This is a genomic window from Nocardioides sp. NPDC092400 (assembly GCF_040684155.1).
GTDB lineage: Bacteria > Actinomycetota > Actinomycetes > Propionibacteriales > Nocardioidaceae > Nocardioides.
Genome location: NZ_JBFBFJ010000001.1, coordinates 714,588 through 734,876, shown reverse-complemented (window position 1 = coordinate 734,876; position 20,289 = coordinate 714,588). Strand labels below are relative to the sequence as shown.

General features: G+C 73.9%; 21 protein-coding genes. 4 read left to right on the top strand and 17 right to left on the bottom strand.

The features are described 5' to 3' along the window. Positions 1–100: 100 nt before the first annotated feature. From AB0N29_RS03625 to AB0N29_RS03615, 3 genes are all read left to right on the top strand, one after another. Complete coding sequence (locus tag AB0N29_RS03625) at positions 101–991, top strand: RIO1 family regulatory kinase/ATPase (protein ID WP_364864173.1); 891 nt, start codon at positions 101–103, stop codon at positions 989–991. A gap of 92 nt (positions 992–1,083) precedes the next feature. Continuing rightward, positions 1,084–2,118: a Rossmann fold nucleotide-binding protein gene (locus AB0N29_RS03620; RefSeq protein ID WP_364865439.1), complete on the top strand. Its 1,035-nt coding sequence runs from the start codon at positions 1,084–1,086 to the stop codon at positions 2,116–2,118. Positions 2,119–2,162: 44 nt separating this feature from the next. Further along, the gene (locus AB0N29_RS03615; RefSeq protein ID WP_364864170.1) at positions 2,163–3,947 is read left to right on the top strand and encodes a TIGR03767 family metallophosphoesterase; all 1,785 of its coding nucleotides are present in this window, start codon (positions 2,163–2,165) and stop codon (positions 3,945–3,947) included. A gap of 6 nt (positions 3,948–3,953) precedes the next feature. On the opposite strand, the gene AB0N29_RS03610 is transcribed toward AB0N29_RS03615, so the two are convergent. From AB0N29_RS03610 to rpsB, 13 genes are all read right to left on the bottom strand, one after another. Continuing rightward, a complete protein-coding gene (locus tag AB0N29_RS03610; protein ID WP_364864168.1) occupies positions 3,954–4,763 on the bottom strand; it encodes a hypothetical protein in 810 nt (269 codons plus the stop codon). An 8-nt stretch (positions 4,764–4,771) separates the two neighbouring features. Next, entirely contained in the window at positions 4,772–5,776 is a 1,005-nt protein-coding gene (locus AB0N29_RS03605) for a vWA domain-containing protein (RefSeq protein ID WP_364864166.1), read from the bottom strand. Continuing rightward, positions 5,773–6,750 carry a vWA domain-containing protein gene (locus AB0N29_RS03600; RefSeq protein ID WP_364864164.1) on the bottom strand — a complete coding sequence of 326 codons (978 nt, stop codon included), beginning with the start codon at positions 6,748–6,750 and terminating at the stop codon, positions 5,773–5,775. Before AB0N29_RS03600 ends, AB0N29_RS03605 begins: the two co-directional genes overlap by 4 nt. After that, positions 6,747–7,217 carry a hypothetical protein gene (locus tag AB0N29_RS03595; RefSeq protein WP_364864162.1) on the bottom strand — a complete coding sequence of 157 codons (471 nt, stop codon included), beginning with the start codon at positions 7,215–7,217 and terminating at the stop codon, positions 6,747–6,749. The genes AB0N29_RS03600 and AB0N29_RS03595 overlap by 4 nt, the downstream gene beginning before the upstream one ends. Then, positions 7,201–8,088, bottom strand: a complete 888-nt coding sequence (locus AB0N29_RS03590) for a DUF58 domain-containing protein (protein WP_364864159.1) — start codon at positions 8,086–8,088, stop codon at positions 7,201–7,203. The genes AB0N29_RS03595 and AB0N29_RS03590 overlap by 17 nt, the downstream gene beginning before the upstream one ends. Then, positions 8,085–9,098, bottom strand: a complete 1,014-nt coding sequence (locus AB0N29_RS03585) for a MoxR family ATPase (protein ID WP_364864157.1) — start codon at positions 9,096–9,098, stop codon at positions 8,085–8,087. The genes AB0N29_RS03590 and AB0N29_RS03585 overlap by 4 nt, the downstream gene beginning before the upstream one ends. A gap of 68 nt (positions 9,099–9,166) precedes the next feature. Further along, positions 9,167–10,288: a 23S rRNA (adenine(2503)-C(2))-methyltransferase RlmN gene (gene rlmN / locus AB0N29_RS03580; RefSeq protein WP_302270598.1), complete on the bottom strand. Its 1,122-nt coding sequence runs from the start codon at positions 10,286–10,288 to the stop codon at positions 9,167–9,169. Between the two features lie 76 nt (positions 10,289–10,364). Then, a complete protein-coding gene (locus AB0N29_RS03575) occupies positions 10,365–10,766 on the bottom strand; it encodes a hypothetical protein (RefSeq protein WP_302270596.1) in 402 nt (133 codons plus the stop codon). A gap of 95 nt (positions 10,767–10,861) precedes the next feature. Next, positions 10,862–11,755 carry a phosphatidate cytidylyltransferase gene (locus AB0N29_RS03570; protein ID WP_364864154.1) on the bottom strand — a complete coding sequence of 298 codons (894 nt, stop codon included), beginning with the start codon at positions 11,753–11,755 and terminating at the stop codon, positions 10,862–10,864. 15 nt (positions 11,756–11,770) lie between these two features. Further along, positions 11,771–12,325: a ribosome recycling factor gene (gene frr / locus AB0N29_RS03565; RefSeq protein WP_302271624.1), complete on the bottom strand. Its 555-nt coding sequence runs from the start codon at positions 12,323–12,325 to the stop codon at positions 11,771–11,773. 69 nt (positions 12,326–12,394) lie between these two features. Next, positions 12,395–13,108: a UMP kinase gene (gene pyrH / locus AB0N29_RS03560; RefSeq protein ID WP_302270594.1), complete on the bottom strand. Its 714-nt coding sequence runs from the start codon at positions 13,106–13,108 to the stop codon at positions 12,395–12,397. 103 nt (positions 13,109–13,211) lie between these two features. Then, a complete protein-coding gene (gene tsf / locus AB0N29_RS03555; protein ID WP_302270592.1) occupies positions 13,212–14,024 on the bottom strand; it encodes a translation elongation factor Ts in 813 nt (270 codons plus the stop codon). Positions 14,025–14,143: 119 nt separating this feature from the next. Continuing rightward, positions 14,144–15,088 (bottom strand): 30S ribosomal protein S2, encoded by a 945-nt coding sequence (gene rpsB, locus AB0N29_RS03550; RefSeq protein ID WP_302270591.1) that lies wholly within the window; start codon positions 15,086–15,088, stop codon positions 14,144–14,146. Between the two features lie 405 nt (positions 15,089–15,493). Here rpsB and AB0N29_RS03545 point away from each other — a divergent pair, with 405 nt between their 5' ends. Further along, positions 15,494–16,117, top strand: coding sequence for a M23 family metallopeptidase (locus tag AB0N29_RS03545; RefSeq protein WP_364864151.1), 624 nt, complete (start codon positions 15,494–15,496; stop codon positions 16,115–16,117). Here AB0N29_RS03545 and AB0N29_RS03540 read toward each other — a convergent pair. The 4 genes from AB0N29_RS03540 to AB0N29_RS03525 form a co-directional block, all read right to left on the bottom strand. Next, complete coding sequence (locus tag AB0N29_RS03540; RefSeq protein WP_364865436.1) at positions 16,065–16,964, bottom strand: tyrosine recombinase XerC; 900 nt, start codon at positions 16,962–16,964, stop codon at positions 16,065–16,067. The two genes, AB0N29_RS03545 and AB0N29_RS03540, sit on opposite strands and share 53 nt — an antisense overlap. Positions 16,965–17,105: 141 nt before the next feature. Further along, positions 17,106–18,320 (bottom strand): DNA-processing protein DprA, encoded by a 1,215-nt coding sequence (gene dprA, locus AB0N29_RS03535; protein WP_364864149.1) that lies wholly within the window; start codon positions 18,318–18,320, stop codon positions 17,106–17,108. After that, on the bottom strand, positions 18,317–19,900 hold the full coding sequence (locus AB0N29_RS03530) for a YifB family Mg chelatase-like AAA ATPase (RefSeq protein ID WP_364864146.1): 1,584 nt from the start codon (positions 19,898–19,900) through the stop codon (positions 18,317–18,319). Before AB0N29_RS03530 ends, dprA begins: the two co-directional genes overlap by 4 nt. Continuing rightward, complete coding sequence (locus tag AB0N29_RS03525) at positions 19,900–20,268, bottom strand: YraN family protein (RefSeq protein ID WP_302270587.1); 369 nt, start codon at positions 20,266–20,268, stop codon at positions 19,900–19,902. Before AB0N29_RS03525 ends, AB0N29_RS03530 begins: the two co-directional genes overlap by 1 nt. Positions 20,269–20,289: the final 21 nt, after the last annotated feature.

Sequence of the window (20,289 nt, the reverse complement as noted above, 5' to 3'; positions counted from 1 at the left end):
CGGCGCAGCGGCCCCAGCGATCGAGAGGAGCGTGACATGTCCACGACTGTCTCCGGCCTGCCCCCAGCAGACCACCTCCTCTCGCATCCCTGGAGCACCCGTGACACAGCACGACCAGCACGACCAGCACGCCCGCAGCACCGCTGAGCCCCTCGCCGGGGTCGACCCCGCCTTCGTCACCGAGTGGCGGACCTACGACGAGCTGGCCGACGGCCAGCGCTGGACCACGTGGTACGACGTGGAGCCGCTCGCCCGTGGCCCGGAGCCGCGTCCGGCCTGGGTGGTGACGTCCCGCGGCGCGGTCGACACCGACCTCGGCGTCCTCAAGACAGGCAAGGAGGCCGACGTCTTCCTGCTCGAGCGGGGCGACCCGCACGACCCGGGGAGCTCGGTCGTGATGGCGGCCAAGCGCTACCGCTCGACCGAGCACCGCACCTTCCACCGGGCCGCGTCCTACACCGAGGGCCGGGGCATGAAGCGCTCGCGGGACGTCCGCGCGGTCAAGCGCGGGTCCACCTTCGGCCGCCAGGTGGCGGCCGCGGAGTGGGCCGTCGCGGAGTGGGCCGCGCTCAAGCGGCTGTGGACCCTCGGCCTGCCGGTCCCCTACCCGGTCCAGGTGGACGGCACCGAGCTGCTGATGGAGTGGGTGTGCGTCGAGGGCGAGGACGGGCCGGAGACCGCCCCCAGGCTCGCGCAGACGCGACCGGACGGCGCGCTGCTCGCCTCGTGGTTCGACCAGCTGCGCGACGCGCTCGCGACGATGGTCCAGCACGGCGTGGTGCACGGCGACCTGTCGCCGTACAACATCCTCGCCGCCGGTGAGCGCCTCGTGGTCATCGACCTCCCCCAGGTGGTCGACCTGGTCGCGAACCCCAGCGGGATGGACTACCTGCTGCGCGACTGCACCAACGTCTGCCGGTGGTTCCGTGCGCGGGGGCTCGAGGTCGACGAGCAGGAGCTCTTCGGCGACCTCCTGGCGCACGCCTTCTGAGCCCTCCTGGGACGGCCCCCTAGGTTGACGTGGTGAAGCAGACCCACGGCCGCGTCGTCCACGTCGAGTCGCTGGCCGACTTCGACCGTCGCATGGCTGCCGGGGTCAGCTCCCTGTCGGGCTGGCGGGTCCGGGCGGTCGACCTCAGCGACCGCTCGGACCTGCTGTCGCGCTGCCAGGTGGCGGGCGCGGCGTTCCTCGGGTGCACGCTCGCACCCGGGGACGGCGAGCGCCTCCTGGCGCAGGGCGCGCTGGTGCTGCCCGCCGTGCCGTCCGCGCCCCTGGACACCGCGCGGTCGACGCTCTACACCGCCGAGGAGCTCTACGGCGAGGGCGAGTACCCGCTCTCGCTCGACGCCCGGGCCTACGCCTGGTCGCAGGAGCCCCCCACGCCGGAGTCGGCGCTCGCGGAGGCCGTGCACGACCACGCGGTCGACCAGGCGCTCGACAGGTGGGTCGGGGGCCGGCGGCTGGTCGGGGTCATGGGCGGCCACGCGCTCGAGCGCGGGTCCGACGGGTACGCCGCGGCGGCGGCGCTCGGGCACGCGCTGGCCCGCGACGGCTCACGCACGGTGGCCACCGGCGGCGGGCCGGGCGCGATGGAGGCGGCGAACCTCGGGGCCCGGCTGGCCCGCCGGTCCGTCGAGGAGCTGACCGCCGCGCTGGCCGGGCTGGCGAGCGTGCCGACGTACCGTCCCTCGATCGGCGCCTGGGCGCACGCCGCGCTCGCCGTCTGCGCCGCCCACCCCGACCCGGTCGAGACGCTGGGGATCCCCACCTGGCACTACGGGCACGAGCCACCCAACGTCTTCGCGACCGCCATCGCGAAGTACTTCCGCAACGCGACCCGCGAGGCGGTGCTCCTCGAGGTGTGCGACGCCGGGATCGTGTTCCTGCCCGGCGCCGCCGGGACCGTCCAGGAGGTCTTCCAGGACGCGTGCGAGAACTACTACGCCGACGAGTCGTCGGTGGCGCCGATGGTGCTGGTCGGCGGCTCCTACTGGACCGAGACCTACCCCGTCTGGCCGCTGCTGGAGGCGCTCGCCCGCGGGCGGCACATGGCGCCGCACGTCCACCTCGTCGACACCGTCGAGGAGGCCGCCGAGGTGGTCGCACGAGTTCGGTGAATCCGCTTCGCGGTGGCGGTCGTCACACCTAGGGTGCTGGGACCATGCCTATGCCAGAGATCTCCCGCCGCCACCTGCTCCGCTCCGCCGGGGCCGCCGCCCTCGCCGCCACGGCCGCCGCGTCGGGCGCGCTGTCGTCCGCCTCCTCGGCCGCGTCGTCCGCTGCCTCCTCGGCCGCGGCGTCCGCCTCGTCCGCGGTCGCGCGCGTCGTCCGCGGGACGACCCTCGCGGGCGTCATCCGCAAGGGCCCGGTCGCGAACCCGCTCGGCTACCGCACGCTCGTCGCCGGAGCGGGCGAGAAGCACCTGGTGCGCACCGACCTGGGCCTGGCCGCCAAGAAGGGCCGCGGCCGGCGCCGCAAGGGCCTGCTGGCCTTCGCGCAGCTCAGCGACGTCCACGTGGTCGACGCCCAGTCGCCGCTGCGCGTGGAGTGGGTCGACCGCTGGGACGACGAGGACGCCGAGAACGGGCCGACCGGCCAGCTGGCCTCCTCCTACCGCGCCCACGAGATGCTCGCCGCGCACATCGCCGACTCGATGGTCCGCCGGATCAACTCCATCGGGAAGGGCCCGGTCACCGGCAAGCCGCTGGCCCTCGCCGTGCAGACCGGCGACAACTCCGACAACTCCCAGCGCAACGAGATCCGCTGGAACATCGACGTCCTCGACGGCGGCGAGGTGCGCGTCGACTCGGGCGACCCCGAGAAGTGGGAGGGCGTCGCCGACCTCGACCCCGACCACTACGACATCCACTACTGGCACCCCGACGGTGCGCCCGCCGGCGCCGATGCCGACCGCGCCCGCTCGCGCTACGGCTTCCCGAGCGTGCCCGGGCTGCTCGACGCCGCGCGCCGGCCGTTCACCGCCGAGGGCCTGAAGATGCCGTGGATCAGCGCCTTCGGCAACCACGACGGGCTCGTCCAAGGCAACTTCCCCACCAGCATCGAGGGCCTCAACGCGGTCGCCACCGGCTCGACCAAGGTGATCTCGCCGCCCGAGAACGTCACCAAGCTCGAGGTGCTCCTCGCCCTGAAGTCCGGCAAGGTCGCCGAGATCCTGCAGAAGGTGATCGCCGCGCCCGGCGCCCGCACCGTCACCCCCGACGAGGACCGCCGCCTGCTCAGCCGCGCCGAGGTCGTCGCCGAGCACTTCACCACCAGCAGCAAGCCGGTCGGGCACGGGTTCACCGCCACCAACCGCGCCCAGGGCACGGCGTACTACACCCACGACCGCGGCCGCGTGCGCTTCGTCGTCCTCGACTCGGTCAACACCGCCGGTGAGCAGAACGGCTCGCTGGACCAGGCGCAGTTCGCCTGGCTCAAGACGGTGCTGAAGAAGGCCAAGCGGGACAAGAAGTACGTCGTCGTCTGCTCGCACCACCCGTCGACCTCGATGACGAACAACACCGGCGGCGGGCGCGTCCTCGCAGCCGACATCATGAAGGTGCTGCTCGCCAACCCCGTCGTCGTCGCCTGGGTCAACGGCCACACCCACAGCAACCACGTGTGGCCCCGCCTGGTGAAGGCGAACAAGAAGAAGAACAAGGGCCGCGGCTTCTGGGAGATCAACACGGCCTCCCACATCGACTGGCCGCAGCAGGCGCGCCTGATCGAGATCGCCGACAACAAGGACGGCACGCTGTCGATCTTCACCACGATGGTCGACCACGGCGGCCCGGTGACGCCCGGCACGGACCTCTCCGACACCCACGCCCTCGCCGCCTGGGGCCGGGAGCTGGCCGCGAACGACTGGCACGAGCGCTCCAGCAGCCACGAGGGCACGCGTCAGGACCGCAACGTCGAGCTGATCATCCGCAACCCGCTGGGCTGACCGGCCTCACCACTCGAAGGACCCGCCCTCCCCCGGGCCACCAGGCTCACCGGGGGTGGGCGGGTCCTCGTCGTCCTGGGGTCCGTCCAGGGGCGCGTCGTCCGGCTGCTCCTCCCGGATCCGGGCCTCCCGCTCCCGGGCCCGGGCCTGCTGGCGCTCCAGCTCGCGCAACCGCGCCAGCTCCTCGGCGCTGAGCTCCTCCTCCAGGCGGGCGGCCGACTCCTCGACCGACGCGGTCACCTTGTCGCTGAGCCGCTCGTCGGCCTCCTGCGCGTCGGCTCGTCGCCAGTCCACCGTCGGGTCGTCGACCAGCTCGGTGCACCGGCCGTCGGCGAGCGCGGTCCGTCCGGTGCGCCAGGCGTCCTCCGCGTCCCGTGCGGCCGCACCCCGAGCCTCTTCCGCGCCCCCGGAGTCCGCATCGTCGGCAGCCGCGCGCTCGTCGCCGAGGCGCTCCCAGGCGAGCGCCAGGTTGAGACGGATCGGGCAGACCCACGCGGTGGGCGCGTCGCGCAGCGCGACGGTGAAGTCGTCGACGGCGTCGGCGTACTCCCCCAGGCGGTGGTGCGCGTCGCCCTCGTTGAGCGGTGCGACCCACGGCTCGACCAGTCGCAGCCAGCGGTTGGCCGCGAACCGCTCTCGCGCGGACTCGTGGTCGCCTTCGTCGTACGCCGCGGCGCCGAGGTCGTTGCGGACCACCAGCGTGAGGAGCACGAGCGCCACGACCAGCGCCGCCAGGGACGGCACGGCCCCCGCCAGCAGCAGCTGGTCACGACGGGCGCGACGCGGCGACGGCCGCCACCGTCGGCTCCGGTCCATCGGCCGCCTCATCGCGCCCACCTCAGCCGGCGCGCCTCGTGCAGACCCCGCCAGCCCAGGCGCAGGTCCACGAGCACGAACGGCAGGAGGAGCAGGGCGACCAGCCAGGTGAGGGGCCGCTCCACCACGGTCGCACCCTGCTCGACGCGCACCGGCGGCTCGAGCAGGTCCGCGAGGCCGGCCGCCGGTCCGCCGGCCGACCGGTCGACGTACGCGACGCCGATCTCGTCGGCGAGCCGCCTCAGGTTCGCGGTGTCGCGCCGCGAGACGGCGTCCCCGCCGCGGGTCCGGTCCGGCACCCAGCCCGCGCCGGGGCGGCCCTCCTCGACCGGCATCCGGCCGCCGGCCTCCGTGCCGTAGCCGAGCACCGCGCCGCCGGCGACGAGCTCGTCGAGGGGCGCGAACGAGCGCTGGACCCCGGGCGCGGTGTTCTCCCCGTCGCTGAGGAGCAGCACGGTCGGGTGGCGGTCGGGGTACTGCGCGCGCGCCTCCTCCAGGGTCCGCTCGACGAGCCGCAGGGGACGGTCGACCCGGGAGCCGGTCCCCTCGGTCGGCGACTCGCGGCGGAGGAGCCCCACGGCGTCGGTCCAGGCGGTGAGGTCGCTGGTGAACGGCAGCGCCACCTGGGCGACCGACCCCCACTGCACGAGCGCCAGGCGGGTGCCCTCCGGCACGAGCCCCGGGAGTGCGAGCAGGTCGGCGCGAGCGGTCTCGAGGCGCGAGGCGCCGCCGGCTCCGTCCACGGCCGACATGCTGACCGTGCGGTCGACGACGACCACCACCTGGAGCTCGCCGCGCCCGGCGTACGTCGGGCGCTCGCCGGGCAGGCCCGGACCGAGCACCGCGACGGTGGCGAGGACCGCCATGGCCGCCCGTACCGCCCACGCCCATCGCCCGCGGCCGGAGGAGCGCCCGAGCTGGACCAGCGCGGCTAGGCACACCGCGCCTCCGACGACGAGGGCCGGGGCCCCCGGGACCAGGGGCTCCCAGGCGAGGCCGAGAGCGGTGCTCACGGGCGCCTCGTAACCGAGGACAGCACGGCACCGGCGACCCCCAGCACGACCAGCAGGACCCCCGGGCCGGTCACGTCGCGGGCGGTCTCGACGACCCGCGACGGCGGAGCCTCGCGCCGGCCCGCGATCCGCGAGACCACCGAGGGGACGGCGTCCGCGTCACCCACGTACGCCAGGCTCCCGCCGGTGCTGCCGACGGCGTCGCGGAGCTCCGCCTCCGCGCTAGGACGACCCCGCAACGACTCCACCCCGAGCGCCTCGATCACGACGTCGCGGGTGGCGGCCGCCGCCGCGGCGTCCTCGAGGGTGCGGACGCGCTCGCCCAGCGGCTCGTTGTCGGTGGCGACGAGCACGATCCGGTTCCGGGCCTCCGTCACCCGGTCGAAGCCCTGGATGCACGACAGCAGGCCGTCGCCGAGCTGGGAGCTGCGGAACGGCGCCTCCGCCGTGCGCCGGTAGTCGACGTCGTCGCGCGCGAAGGCACGCTGGGCCTCCTCGAGCCGGTCGGCCACGAAACCCGCGTCATCGGTCAGCGGGAACTTCATCACCGCCACGCCGTCGAACGTCCACAGCCCGAAGCGGTCCCCCGGGAGCCCGTCCGCGACCTGCTCGAGCGCCCCGACCACCGCTTCGTTGTAGCGGCTCATCGAGCCCGAGGCGTCCAGGCAGAGCACGACGTCGCGCCCGGGGACCGTCGCGTCGCGCGTGGTCGCCGTCGGCCGGGCGACCAGGACCAGGCAGCCGGCGGCGGCCACCAGCAGGAACGCCGACCGCGCGGCGGTCCGCCACAGCCGGGCCCGGACCAGCGCTCGGAACCGGGGCAGCTCGCGCAGTCGTGCCGTGTGGGCGACGAGTACGTCACGATGGTGCGGCTCCGGGGAGGGCCGGCGGCCCCACCAGACGAGCAGCCCGAGCACGAGCGCCGCGCCGAGCAGCCCGAGAGCGGGCCACCGAGGATCGTCGACAAGGCTCACCGGGACCCCACGACTTCGCGGGCCAGCCGGAGGGCCCGACCCCACGCCGCCTCGGCGTGTGCGTCGCCGGGCGCGAACTCGGGCGGGTACATCACCTCGACGGCCGCCGCCACGGCCGGTACGTCGCGCTCGCGCAGCTCGGCGAGGGTGAGGTGGCGCGCCGGCACGTCGGTGGTCTCGTGCACGAAGGACCGGGCGGTGGCGCTCAGCTCGTGGTGGGCCGAACGCAGGTCCAGGTCGCCCGCGCGGACGGCGGCCTCGACCCGGTCCAGGCGCGCCAGGTGCGCGGCGCGGACCGCCTCGACGTCGACCCGCTGGGCCGGCGGGACCACGGGGAGCCGGGTGGGGCGGCCCCACCACGCGACGCCGGCGTTCCAGGCGACGACCGCGACGAGGAGGAGGACGGCGAGCGCGAGCCACCCGTCGGCGTAGTCGGCCGGCCCGGCCAGCTCACCTGCGGCGAGCACGGCGGTGCCTCTCCAGCAGGCGCAGGAGCGCCGGCACGGCGTCGGCGTGCCCGGCGACGTGCTCGTGGACGACGCCCGTCGACCGCAGCTGCCCGGCGAGCCGCTCCGCGTCCGCGCGGGTGCGGTCCAGCAGCTCGAGGCCGAGCCGGGTGTCCTCGCGCAGCCACGCCGGGAGCCCCTGGCCGGAGTCCACGTCCCGCAACGCTCGCCCGGTGCGGACCACGGAGGGGTCCAGGTCGCCGACGGTCACGAGCAGGACCTCGTGCTGCACCCGGAGGCGCCGCAGCGCGGCCACGGCGTCGTCCTCGAGCACGGGCGCGTCGCAGACCACCAGCATCACCGTCCGGGTGCGGACGACCCGGGCGGCGTGCCGCAGGACGGCGGCCAGGTCCGTGGAGCCGGCGTCTGGTCCGATCGCGTCGTGGACCGCGGCCAGGCAGCGCTCCAGGCCCAGCTCGCCGCCCGTGGACGGACGGTGCGCCTGCCGGTCGGCGTCCCCGAGCACGAGGCACACCCGGTCGCCGTGGCCGACGGCGAGGTGGCCCATCACGCCGACGACCGTCACGGCGAGGTCACGCTTGGGCACGTCGAGGTCGTTCGCGGCGGCCATCGAGCGGCCGGTCGGGACGACGAGGCTCACCAGCAGCTTGCGGTTGGCGGTGTAGCGCCGCACCAGCATCGTGCGGGTGCGCGCCGACGCCTTCCAGTCCAGGTCCTTGACGTCGTCACCTCGGACGTACTCACGCAGGTCGTTGAAGTCGGTGCTGCGGCCCGGGTCCAGCGCGGCGTACTCCCCCTCCAGCTGCCCGCGCACCCGGCGGTGGGCGTGGATCCGCACCGACGTGCGGACCCGCGTCAGGTGCCCGCTCACGGCGTGGGGACCGCCGCGAAGACCGCGTCGACGACCTGCTCGGGGCGCACGTCGTCGGCGAGCGCCTCGTAGCCCAGGTGCAGCCGGTGCCGCAGGACGCTGTGCCGCAGCTCGCGGACGTCCTCGGGCACGACGTGGTCGCGGCCCTCGAGGACGGCGACGGCGCGGGCGACCTGGAAGAAGGCGATCGTCGCGCGCGGGCTCGCGCCCACCTCGACGTACCGGCCGAGCCCGGCGCCGATCGTGCCGACGGCGTCTCGTGTCGCCTGGACGACGTCGACGATGTACTGCTTGACCGACCGGTCGACGTACACCCGGCCCACCGTGCGGTGCAGGGCCGCGACGTCGGCGAGGTCGATCGCCGCGGTCACCGGTGCCGCCGACCGGCCCAGCGTGCCGTCGGCGATGCGGTCCAGGACGGTGACCTCGTCGGCGGCGCGGGGGTACTCGACGACCTCCTTGAGCAGGAAGCGGTCCATCTGGGCGTGCGGGAGGAGGTAGGTGCCCTCTTCGTCGATGGGGTTCTGCGTGGCGAGCACCAGGAAGGGCGTCGGGAGCCGGTGCACCTCACCGGCGATGGAGGTCTGCCGCTCCTGCATCGCTTCGAGCATCGCCGACTGGGTCTTCGCGCTCGCTCGGTTGATCTCGTCGAAGAGCACGAAGTTCGCGTGGACGGGACCGAGCTGGGTCTCGAACACGTGGGTGCGCGGGTCGTAGACCTGGGTGCCGACGATGTCGCTGGGCAGGAGGTCGGGCGTGCACTGGATGCGCGCGAACCGGCCGTCGACGGCCCCCGCGAGCGTCGAGGCGGCCAGGGTCTTCGCGAGGCCCGGCACGCTCTCCAGCAGCACGTGCCCCTCGGCGAGCAGCGCCACGAGCAGAGCTCGGCGGAGCCGCTCCTGCCCCACGACGCGGGAGGCGAAGGTCTCGGTCACCCGGGCGAGCAGCACCTGGGCCCGGGCCAGCTCCGCCGGGGTCACCCCGGTCGCGATGGTGGTCTCGGTCGTCATCGCGCTCGCCCCGCTCGTCGCTCCTGCTGGCCGTCGAGAAGGTTAACGGCGATCGGTGGTGGAGGTGGTCACTCCGCCGCGGCGAGCTGTCCGCAGGCGCCGTCGATCTCGCGGCCGCGGGTGTCGCGGACGGTGGTCGGGATGCCCTTGGCCTCGAGCCGGCGCACGAACTCGCGCTCGTCGGCGGGGTCCGAGGCGGTCCACTTCGAGCCCGGCGTCGGGTTCAGCGGGATCAGGTTGACGTGCACCCAGCCCCAGTCGCCGTAGGAGTTGAGGACGTCGGCCAGCAGGTCGGCGCGGTGCGCCTGGTCGTTGATGCCGCGCATCATGGCGTACTCGATCGAGACGCGACGCTTGGTCGTGCGGGCGTAGTTCCACGCCGCCTCGACGGTCTCGGCGACCGAGAACCGGGTGTTGATCGGCACCAGCTCGTTGCGCAGCTCGTCGTCGGGCGCGTGCAGGCTCAGGGCGAGCGTGACGGGGATGCCCTCCTCGGCCAGCTGGTTGATCCGCGGGACCAGCCCGACGGTGGAGACGGTGATCCCGCGCGCGGACATGCCCAGGCCGTCGGGCGCGGGGTCGGTGAGGCGTCGTACGGCGCCGATGACCGCCTTGTAGTTGGCCAGCGGCTCACCCATGCCCATGAAGACCACGTTGGAGACCCGGCCCGGCCCGCCGGGGACCTCGCCGCGGGTCATCGCCCGGGCGCCGGCGACGACCTGCTCGACGATCTCAGCGGTGGACATGTTGCGCTGCAGGCCGCCCTGGCCGGTCGCGCAGAACGGGCAGGCCATGCCGCAGCCGGCCTGGCTGGAGACGCAGATGGTCGCGCGGTCGGGATAGCGCATGAGCACCGACTCCACCAGCGCGCCGTCGAAGAGCTTCCACAGCGTCTTGCGGGTCGTGCCGCGGTCCGCCTCGAGGGTCCGCAGCGGGGTCATCAGCTCCGGCAGCAGCGCCGAGACCAGCTCCTCGCGCTGACCGGCCGGAAGGTCGGTCATCTGCGCGGGGTCGTCGACGAGGCGCGCGAAGTAGTGGGTCGAGAGCTGCTTGGCGCGGAAGCCCGGCAGGCCCTGCTCCTCGAGCAGCGTCTTGCGCTCGGCTGAGGTGAGGTCGGCGAGGTGCCGCGGGGGCTTCTTGCGGCCGCGCGGCTCGTTGAAGACGAGAGGGAGGGGCTTCGGGTCGGACATCGCCGCCCATTCTCCCACCCGGCCGGTCACCGCGATGAATCCACGGAGCCGCGGGGGTCCGGCACGCGGAGCCGCGTCAGGACTCGACGCGCATCAGGTACCAGAGCACGAGCGCCGCGACGCCACCCACGACCAGGGCGGTCAGGACCGCGCCCAGCAGCATGTAGCGGGCGAAGCGCCGGGCGCGCGGCACCGCCAGGAGGACGAGCGGCACGGCGAGGACGACCACCACGAACGGGAAGAGGCGCTCGGCGGTGTCGCTGTCGAAGAGCGCGCCGAGCACCGCTGCGTAGATCCCCGGCAGGAGCGTCACGGCCAGCAACCCCGCGAAGAACCCGCTGAGCGGGGTGAACACGGGATGGTCGCGGTGCCACCAGTCGGGCTCCTCCCGATCGGTGCCGGTCCGTTCCTCGAGGGCCTGTCCCGCGGGGGTCTCCTCCCCCGCGGCGGACTCCTGCTCGCGCGCGTCGCTCTCCACCAGCGCGACCATAACGGCTCCGTACGTCGCTCGCGCGGAGCCACCGCCGGCGGGCGCAGGGCCCGCTGCGAGACCGCCCGCTGGAAGACGACCCGCTAGAAGACGGCGTAGTGCAGCAGCAGCCAGATCGGCGCGACGGTGGCGAGGAGCGAGTCGAGCCGGTCCATCAGCCCGCCGTGACCGGGGATCACCTGGCTCATGTCCTTGATGCCCAGGTCGCGCTTGATGACCGACTCGCACAGGTCACCGAGGGTCGCCATGACCACGGCGATGAGGCCGAGGGCGACGCCCACCCACCAGTCGCCGTCGAGCAGGCAGGTCACCAGGGCCCAGCCCGCCGCGACGGTGAACACGAGCGACCCGGCGAATCCCTCCCAGGACTTCTTCGGGGAGATCACCGGGGCCATCGGGTGCTTGCCGAACAGCACGCCCGCGACGTACCCCCCGATGTCCGAGGCGATGGTCACCAGGATGAAGGCGATGATGCCCTGCACGCCCGGGTCGTCCAGCCCGGCGCCGCCGGAGTCCGAGCCGAGGCCGGTGCCGCCCTCAGCGAGCAGCAGGGCCACGAACGAGCCCAGGAACGGCACGTAGACGAGCGTGAAGACCGACGCCGTGGCGTTCTGCACGTAGCCGTCGATGCCGCGCCGCAGCAGCCACAGCATCGTCGCGAGCGCGGAGACCGCCGTGGCGGTCACCAGCGCGGGCGCGCCGTAGAAGTAGGCGACCACGACCATCACGACGCCGCCGACCATCAGCGGCTGCTCGGGCAGGTCGATGCCCTTGGCGGAGAAGCCCTTGCGCAGCTCCCACACCGCGACGACGACCGCCACGGCGACGATCACCATGAACGCGGTCTTCCAGAAGAACAGCGACGCGGCGATCGCGCCGAGCAGCACGACGGCCGACGCGACGGCGGCGCGCAGGTCCCGCCCGGCGCGCCCGTGGTCCTTGGCCGGCGGTGCCGCCGGCTGTGGCGAGTCGGTCATGGAGTCCCGAGGCCCTCAGACCTCGAGGAGCTCGGACTCCTTGTTCTTCAGCATCTCGTCGATGGCGTCGGTGTGGTTCTTGGTGATGCTGTCGAGCCGCTTCTCCGCGCCGGTGACGTCGTCCTTGCCGACCTCGCCGTCCTTCTCGAGCTTCTCGAGGTTCTGCTTGGCGGTGCGGCGCAGGTTGCGCACGGCGACGCGGCCGTCCTCGGCCTTGCCGCGGGCGACCTTGATGTACTCCTTGCGGCGCTCCTCGGTCAGCTCGGGGAAGACGCAGCGGATGACCTTGCCGTCGTCGGCCGGGTTCACGCCCAGGTCGGAGTCGCGGATGGCCCGCTCGATGTTCTTCATCGCGCCCTGGTCGAAGGGCGAGATCAGGATCGTGCGCGCCTCGGGGGCGGTGAACGACGCGAGCTGCTGGATCGGGGTCGGGGTCCCGTAGTAGTCGACCATGATCTTGCTGAACATGCTCGGGTGGGCGCGGCCGGCGCGGATCGCGGCGAACTCCTCGCGCGTCGCCTCGACCGACTTGTCCATCTTGCTGTCGGCCTCGTTGAGGATGTCGTTGATCACCGGTGCTCCTGACTCGTTCGCTTCGTCTCGTCGCTGCGCGTGCTGCTTGCTGAGGGGGTCGGCGCCTCAGCCGGCGCTGACCAACGTCCCGATCCTCTCACCCTGCACGACGCGCAGGATGTTGCCCTCGGGCTCCATGCCGAACACGACCATCGGCAGCTTGTTCTCCCCGCAGAGCGCGAAGGCGGTCTGGTCCATGATCCGCAGGCCCTGGCTGATCGCGTCGTCGTAGGTGAGGTCGTCGTACTTCGTCGCCGTGGGGTCGATCCGCGGGTCGGCGCTGTAGACGCCGTCGACGCCGTTCTTGGCCACCAGCACCACGTCGCACTTGCTCTCGAGCGCGCGCTGGACCGCGACGGTGTCGGTGGAGAAGAACGGCATACCCATGCCGGCGCCGAAGATCACGACGCGGCCCTTCTCCATGTGCCGGATGGCCCGGCGCGGGATGTAGGGCTCGGCGACCTGGCCCATGGTGATGGCCGTCTGGACGCGGGTCTCGACGCCCTCCTTCTCCAGGAAGTCCTGGAGGGCCAGGCAGTTCATGACGATGCCCAGCATGCCCATGTAGTCCGCGCGGGCGCGGTCCATGCCGCGCTGCTGCAGCTCGGCGCCGCGGAAGAAGTTCCCGCCCCCGGTCACGATGGCGACCTGGACGCCGGCCCGCGACACGGCCGCGATCTCCCGCGCGATCTTCTGCACGACGTCGGGATCCACCCCGACCTTGCCGCCACCGAAGACCTCGCCCGACAGCTTGAGCAGGACTCGCTTGTAGGCGGTCAACCGGCTCTCCTCTCCTCGGTGGGTACGACGAAGGCCGGTCCGATGGACAGTGTCTGCTCCATCGAACCGGCCTCCTCGTGATGTCTGGCCAGACCTTAGTGCCTCAGGCGCCGACCTCGAAACGGGCGAAGCGCTTGAGGGTGGTGCCGGCCTCGTCGAGGACGGCCTTGACCGACTTCTTGCTCTCGGTCACCGAGGCCTGCTCGAGGAGCACGACCTCCTTGAAGAAGCCGTTGAGGCGACCCTCGGTGATCTTGGCGATCGCCTGCTCGGGCTTGCCCTCCTCGCGGGACTTCTGCTCGGCGATGCTGCGCTCGTGGGCCACGACGTCGGCCGGGACCTCGTCGCGGGTGAGGTACTGCGGGCGCATGGCCGCGACCTGCATCGCGGCGCCGCGGGCGGCGTCCTCGCTGCCGTCGTACTCCACCAGCACGCCGACGGCGGGCGGGAGGTCGGCGGCACGCTTGTGCATGTAGACGACGACCGGGCCGTCGAAGTACGCCACCTGGCCGAGCTCGATCTTCTCGCCGATGGAGATCGCGAGGTCGCCGACGACGTCGCCGACGGTCTTGTCGCCGAGCTGGACGGCCTTGAGGGTCTCGGCGTCGCCGGCCTTGGCCTCGGCGGCGGCGTCGGCGATCTTCTGGGCGGTGGCGACGAACTCGTCACCCTTGGCCACGAAGTCGGTCTCGCAGCGCAGCTCGACGAGAGCGCCGCCGGAGGTGGCGACGAGGCCGGCGGTGGCCTCGCGCTCGGCGCCGCGGGCCTCGGCCTTCGCAGCGCCCTTGACGCGCAGGATCTCGACGGCCTTGTCGAAGTCGCCGTCGGCCTCGGTCAGGGCCTTCTTGCAGTCCATCATGCCGGCGCCGGTGAGCTCACGGAGCTTCTTGACGTCGGCGGCGGAGATGTTCGCCATGGTGTTGTCCCGTCTGGGTCGCAGGATTCAGGAGTGGAGGGGACGAGTCGGGCTCGTCCCGGCACCGCGCCGCGGCGCCGCTGCGTACGTCGTACGAGCGGCGCCGCGGGCGCGGAGGGTCAGGCCTGGGCCTGGTCGGCGGTCTCGACGGCCTGCTCGGCGGCGGGCTCGTCGGTCGCAGCGGCGGCGGCCTCGTCGGAGGCAGCGCCCTCGGAGGAGGCACCGGTCGCCTCGGAGGCCGGGGCCTCGTCGGTCGCGGCGTCGCCGCCGGTCGCCTCGACGGCGGCCTTCTCGGCGTCGCCACCGAGGAGCTCGCGCTCCCACTCGGCGAGCGGCTCGGCCGCGGTCGCGGTGTCAGCGGCGGCCTTGCCACCGGAGCGGGCGATGAGGCCCTCGGCGACGGCGTCGGCGACCACGCGGGTCAGCAGGCCGACGGCGCGGATCGCGTCGTCGTTGCCCGGGATCGGGAAGTCGACCTCGTCGGGGTCGCAGTTGGTGTCCAGGATGCCGATGATCGGGATCCGGAGCTTGCGAGCCTCCTCGACGGCGAGGTGCTCCTTCTTGGTGTCGACGATCCAGACGGCCGAGGGGGTGCGACCCATCTCGCGGATGCCGCCGAGGGTCTTCTCGAGCTTGTCGCGCTCCCGCTTCATCTGCAGGAGCTCCTTCTTGGTGCGACCCGAGCCCGCCACGTTGTCGAAGTCGACGTCGTCGAGCTCCTTGAGGCGGTTGATCCGCTGGTGCACGGTCTGGAAGTTGGTGAGCATGCCGCCCAGCCAGCGCTGGTTGACGTAGGGCATGCCGACGCGGGTCGCCTGCTCGGCGATCGCCTCCTGGGCCTGCTTCTTGGTGCCGACGAACATGATCGTCCCGCCCTTGGCCACCGTCTCCTTGATGAAGGCGTAGGAGCGGTCGATGTAGGCCAGCGACTGCTGCAGGTCGATGATGTAGATGCCGTTGCGCTCGGTCATGATGAAGCGCTTCATCTTCGGGTTCCAGCGACGGGTCTGGTGCCCGAAGTGAACGCCGCTCTCGAGGAGCTGGCGCATGGTCACGACTGCCATGGTGTGTGTTCTCCTGTGTGGTGGAGCCGCCGCCGTGCGCCCGCCCTTGCGAACGAGGACGGACCGGTGACGCGCTCCGGTCGTTTTCAGTTGCCGCGAGCCGACGGGTGCCGGTCGCCCTGACGCCGGCGCGCGACCCGACCCGGCTCTCGCTGGGACCGAGGGTCGTCGCCCGCGGGTGGTCGGGCCCTCCCAGGATGGAACCCGGAGGGGACCGCCGCGGTCTGCCGACGTGCGAAGTCAGTACGCGTGGTGACGTGCGGACTGCCCTGCCAGCGTACGCGACTCCGGCAGGCGCCCGCCAATCCACCGGGAACCGTCCCCAGGCCTCGTCCTCCGCCGGCTCCTCCCCAGGCCGCCGCCCGGCGGTCGCGCCGGTCCGGCGACCGGCGCACCGTGGCGCCCATGGTCTCCCCGACACTCGCCGCCGCCGTCCTCCTGCTGCTCCCGTCCCCCGCCGGTGCGGGCGCGCCGGCCGGCTCCGGGACCGACCCGGTCGGCGAGTGGCCGCTGCGGCCGGAGCCGGCGGTCGTCGAGCACTTCGACCCACCCGACGATCCGTACGGCGCGGGCCACCGCGGTGTCGACCTGCTCGGCTCCCCCGGGCAACCGGTCCACGCGGCGCTCGCCGGCCGGGTCTCGTGGGCCGGCACCCTCGCCGGGCGTGGCGTCGTCGTGGTCGACCACGGCACGACCCGGACGACCTACGAGCCGGTCTCCGCTGCCCTGGCCGTGGGGACCGTCGTGACCGCCGGCGACATGATCGGCACGCTGCAGGTCCCCGGCTCGCACTGCTTCCCGCGCGCGTGCCTGCACTGGGGGTGGATCGAGGGCGAGACGTACCTCGACCCCCTCGACCTCGTCGGGGCGGGACCGGTGCGGCTCCTGCCGCTGTGGCGCGACGAGCCGGTCACCGGGCGGGTCGCCGTCCCTGTCGCCCACCCCTCCGTCGCCCACCCTACGACGGGTGGCGACCTCAGGCCCGGGGGTGCGCCTGCTGGTAGGCGCGACGCAGGCGGTCGGTGGTGACGTGCGTGTAGAGCTGGGTCGTGGCCAGGGACGCGTGGCCGAGGATCTCCTGGACCGAGCGCAGGTCGGCGCCGCCCTCGAGCAGGTGGGTCGCAGCGGTGTGCCGCAGGCCGTGCGGACCGATGTCCGGGGCGCCCGGGACGTCGGCGATGCGCCGGTGGACGAGCGTCCGGACGGCCCGCTGGTCGATCCGCCGGCCGCGGACACCGAGGAACAGGGCCGGCCCCGAACCGTCGGCGGCCAGGTGCGGCCGACCGTGCTTGGTCCAGAAGTCGAGGGCGCGCGCGGCGGGGCGGCCGAACGGCACCGTCCGCTCCTTGCGGCCCTTGCCCAGCACCCGCACGACGTTGCGGTCGCGGTCGACGTCGTCGACGTCGAGACCGACGAGCTCGCCCACCCGGATCCCGGTGGCGTAGAGCAGCTCGATCATCGCGACGTCGCGCAGGCCGACCGGGCTGCCGTCGTCGGCGCGCTCGGCTGCCGCGCGCACCAGGTCCGCGGCCTCGTCGGCCCGCAGCACCGGCGGCAGCGTCTTGTGCGCCTTGGGCGATCCCAGGCTGGCGCCGGCGTCGGTCGCCGCGCGCCCGGTGCGCAGCAGCCAGGCGGTGAACACCCGGGCCGCGGTCGCCCGGCGAGCGACCGTCGTCCGGGAACGGCCCAGGGTCTGCTGCTTGGCCAGCCAGCTGCGCAGGGCGCGCAGGTCCAGCTCGGCCGGGTCGGTGTGGCCGAGCCGGGCCGCGTGCTCGAGCAGGCCGGCGACGTCGGTGGTGTAGGCGCGCACCGTGTGCGGCGTCAGGTCCCGCTCGGAGACCAGGTGGCGCTCGTAGTCGGCGAGCACGCGGGCCATCGGCTCGGGCAGCACGTCCGGCAAGTCCCCGGGCCGGTCGTCGGGCCGGCCCTCGGGCAGGTCCTCGGGCTGCGGTCCGGCCGCCCGCGGATCGTGCTCCTGGTCCCCCACGGTCGCCGAGTCTAGGAAGCGCGAGCCCCCTCACCGGTGAGCCAGCGCGGCGAGCCGCCACCCGTCCGGTCCCTCGTCGACGAGACCGAGGGCGTGCAGGCGCACCAGCCCGGAACGCACCTCGACCAGCCCGAGCCCGGCCGCTCGCGCGATCGAGTCGGACCTGGCCCCGGACGCGACCGGCACCGCGTCGAGCACCTGCTGCTGGCGCAGCGACAACCGGTCCCGCTGGCGCACCGGCCCACGCGGCTCCTCGACCAGGTGGGCTCCGGAGACCCCGATCAGCTCCAGGACGTCCTCCCCGGACGTCACCAGGGTGGCCGCGCCGGTTCGCACCAGCTGGTGCACGCCCTGGGAGGGCGCGCTCGTCACCGGGCCGGGAACGCCCATCAGGACGCGGTTGAGCCGTCCGGCCCAGTTGGCGGTGTTCAGCGCGCCGCTCCGCACGGCCGCCTCGACGACGACCGTGCCTCGCGTCAGGGCAGCGATGAGCCGGTTCCGGGCGAGGAAGCGCAGCCGGGTCGGTGCCGACCCCGGCGGGAGCTCGGAGACGACCAGCCCCTCCGCTGCGAGGTGGGCCAGCAACGAGCGGTGCGCGGCGGGGTAGGCCCGGTCGACCCCGCAGGCCAGGACGGCCACGGTCGGGCCGTCGACCGCGATCGCCCCGCGGTGGGCCGCCTGGTCGATCCCGAACGCCGCGCCGGAGACCACCGGGACGCCGGCCCCGGCGGCGCAGGCGCCGATCGAGGCGGCGACGTCCGCGCCGTACGTCGTGGCGGAGCGGGAGCCGACCACCGCCAGCGAGCCGTCGAGCCCGTCGAGACGCAGAGGCCCTCTCGCCCACAGGCCGAGGGGTGCGCCGGTGCGCCCCTGCACGTCCCCCGCGGACCCGAGCCCGTCGAGCTGCGCCGGCCACTCGGCGTCGCCCGGGACGACGAACCGGATGCCCAGCCGGGCGGCGATCTCCAGGTCGCGCTCCGGCTCCATGGTCGCCAGCCGCTCCGCGACGTCGGTCAGGACCCCGTTGCCCGGGTCCCGCTCGTGGGCGAGGGCCTGGTGCAGCTCGACCGCGCCGAGCTCGGCGGTGAGCCCGGCGATGCGCGGGTCGCCGGGCTCGGTCAGCCGCGAGAGGGCGACGCGTGCCACCCGCTCGCGGTCCGACGGCTCCCCGGGCGTCCTGTCCCGCGTGTGGTCCGGCCGGGTGTCCGGCGGGGTGTCCGGCGTTGACCGGTACGGCTCGCTCATCCCGCCCTCCTGGTCAGGTCCGAGAGCATGAGCGGCTCGGCCGTGCGCAGCCTCAGGGCAGTGCACAGCTCGACCTCCCCGGGGCCCGGAGCACCCGCGAGGTCGGCGACCGTCCAGGCGAGGCGGTGGACCCGCACCGCCCCGCGCCGGGTCAGCAGGCCCTTGCTGATCTTGTCGTCCAGCACCCGCTGCGCGGACGCCGTCAGCGGCCACAGGTCGCGGAGCGCAGGTCCGGGCGCGTGCCCGTTCAGGCGCCACCCGCAGCCGGCGTACCGCTGGGCCTGGCGGTCGCGAGCCGCGGTCACCCGCGCCCGGATCGCCGCCGTGGGCTCCGGGGGCGCCGCGCCGACCTCCCCGCCCCTGAGCGGGGCGACCTCGCGGGTGATGTCGATCCGGTCGCTGAGCGGCCCGGTGATCCGGCTGCGGTAGTCCCGGCGTGCGCGCTCGCCACACTTGCACTGGTTGTCCCGCGCGACCGGCGAGTACTCACCGCACGGACAGGGGTTGCAGGCCACGACCACGATGCCGCGCGCGGGGAAGGTCGCCGACTCCTCGCCCCGCGCGATGGTCACGTCCCCGCTCTCGAGCGGTTGGCGCAGCGCCTCGATGACGTCGGTGCGGAACAACGGGAACTCGTCGAGGAACAGGACGCCGTGGTGTGCCCGGCTGATCGCCCCCGGGCGGACCCGTCCGGTCCCCCCGCCGATCAGGCTGGCCTTGCTGGCGTCGTGGTGCGGCGCCGCGAACGGCGGGCGGGTGAGCATCCCGCCGGCGGGGTCGAGGACGCCGGCGAGCGAGTGGATCGCCGTCAGCTCGAGCGACTCCTCACCGTCGAGGTCCGGCAGCAGGCCGGGCATCCGCTCGGCCAGCGTCGTCTTGCCCGCGCCCTTCGGGCCGGTGAGCATGACGTGGTGGCCGCCGGCCGCGGCGACCTCCAGGGCGTAGCGGGCGTCCGCCAGGCCGAGGACGTCGACCATGTCGGTGTCGTCGAGCCGGTCGTCGCCCCGCCACGAGAGCAGGCGGCTGCCGGACTGCTCCGCCACCGGCGGCGCCTCGGGCACCTCCTCCCCCGCCAGCTGCGCCGCGACCTGCGCCAGCGACCGCATGCCGTACACCGACACCCCGGGGACCATCGCGGCCTCCGCCGCCTGCGGCTCGGGCACGTAGACCTCGGTGATCCCCCGGCGCGCGGCGGCCAGCACCATCGGCAGCACCCCGGGGACCGAGCGGAGCCCACCGGCCAGGGTGAGCTCGCCGACGAAGAGGCAGCCCTGGAGGCTGGCCTTCGGGACCGCCCCGTTGGCGCCGAGCACCGCGACCGCCATCGCGAGGTCGAAGTGGCTGCCGGTCTTGCTCAGGTCTGCGGGGCTCAGCAGGATCGTCACCCGCTTGGTGGCGGGCCACCCGAGGTCGCTGTTGGCGATCGCCATCCGGCAGCGGTCCCGCGCCTCGTTGAGGGAGACGTCCGGCCGGCCGACGACGATCGTCGCGACGATGCCCGGGGACACGTCGGCCTGCACCTCGATCAGGTGGCCGACCGCTCCCTGGAGCGAGACGGTGTGCGCGGTGGCGAAGGCCATCAGCCGATCCCCCGCACGTGGTCCAACTCGGCGGCACCGCGTCGTGGCAGCTGCACGCAGACCATGTCGACGCGTGCCTCGAGGTGGGCCACGCCGTGCTCCTCCAGCCAGCGGTTCGCCAGCCGTCGCAGCCGGGCGACCTTGATGTCGGTCACCGCCTCGTGCGGCGTGCCGCCGACCCTGCCGCTGCGGGTCTTGACCTCGCAGACGACGACCGTCCGCCCGTCCCGCAGGACCAGGTCGATCTCGCCCTGCTCGCACCGCCAGTTGCGGTCGAGGAGGGCCATGCCCTCCGCGACCAGGTGCCGGGCGGCCAGCGTCTCGCCGTACTGCCCCACCGCGTGGTTCCGCGCTGCTGTCGTCGTCATGTCCTCGACCTCCTGCCCAGG

What these genes read in the sequence shown, in the direction of transcription:
- rpsB (WP_302270591.1), bottom strand. Translation starts at nt 15,088, where the DNA reads ATGGCAGTCGTGACCATGCGCCAGCTCCTCGAGAGCGGCGTTCACTTC.
- AB0N29_RS03540 (WP_364865436.1), bottom strand. Translation starts at nt 16,964, where the DNA reads ATGGCCCGCGTGCTCGCCGACTACGAGCGCCACCTGGTCTCCGAGCGG.
- AB0N29_RS03615 (WP_364864170.1), top strand. Translation starts at nt 2,163, where the DNA reads ATGCCTATGCCAGAGATCTCCCGCCGCCACCTGCTCCGCTCCGCCGGG.
- AB0N29_RS03585 (WP_364864157.1), bottom strand. Translation starts at nt 9,098, where the DNA reads ATGACGACCGAGACCACCATCGCGACCGGGGTGACCCCGGCGGAGCTG.
- AB0N29_RS03530 (WP_364864146.1), bottom strand. Translation starts at nt 19,900, where the DNA reads ATGGCCTTCGCCACCGCGCACACCGTCTCGCTCCAGGGAGCGGTCGGC.
- dprA (WP_364864149.1), bottom strand. Translation starts at nt 18,320, where the DNA reads ATGAGCGAGCCGTACCGGTCAACGCCGGACACCCCGCCGGACACCCGG.
- AB0N29_RS03525 (WP_302270587.1), bottom strand. Translation starts at nt 20,268, where the DNA reads ATGACGACGACAGCAGCGCGGAACCACGCGGTGGGGCAGTACGGCGAG.
- AB0N29_RS03610 (WP_364864168.1), bottom strand. Translation starts at nt 4,763, where the DNA reads ATGGACCGGAGCCGACGGTGGCGGCCGTCGCCGCGTCGCGCCCGTCGT.
- AB0N29_RS03570 (WP_364864154.1), bottom strand. Translation starts at nt 11,755, where the DNA reads ATGACCGACTCGCCACAGCCGGCGGCACCGCCGGCCAAGGACCACGGG.
- AB0N29_RS03620 (WP_364865439.1), top strand. Translation starts at nt 1,084, where the DNA reads ATGGCTGCCGGGGTCAGCTCCCTGTCGGGCTGGCGGGTCCGGGCGGTC.
- rlmN (WP_302270598.1), bottom strand. Translation starts at nt 10,288, where the DNA reads ATGTCCGACCCGAAGCCCCTCCCTCTCGTCTTCAACGAGCCGCGCGGC.
- AB0N29_RS03545 (WP_364864151.1), top strand. Translation starts at nt 15,494, where the DNA reads ATGGTCTCCCCGACACTCGCCGCCGCCGTCCTCCTGCTGCTCCCGTCC.
- tsf (WP_302270592.1), bottom strand. Translation starts at nt 14,024, where the DNA reads ATGGCGAACATCTCCGCCGCCGACGTCAAGAAGCTCCGTGAGCTCACC.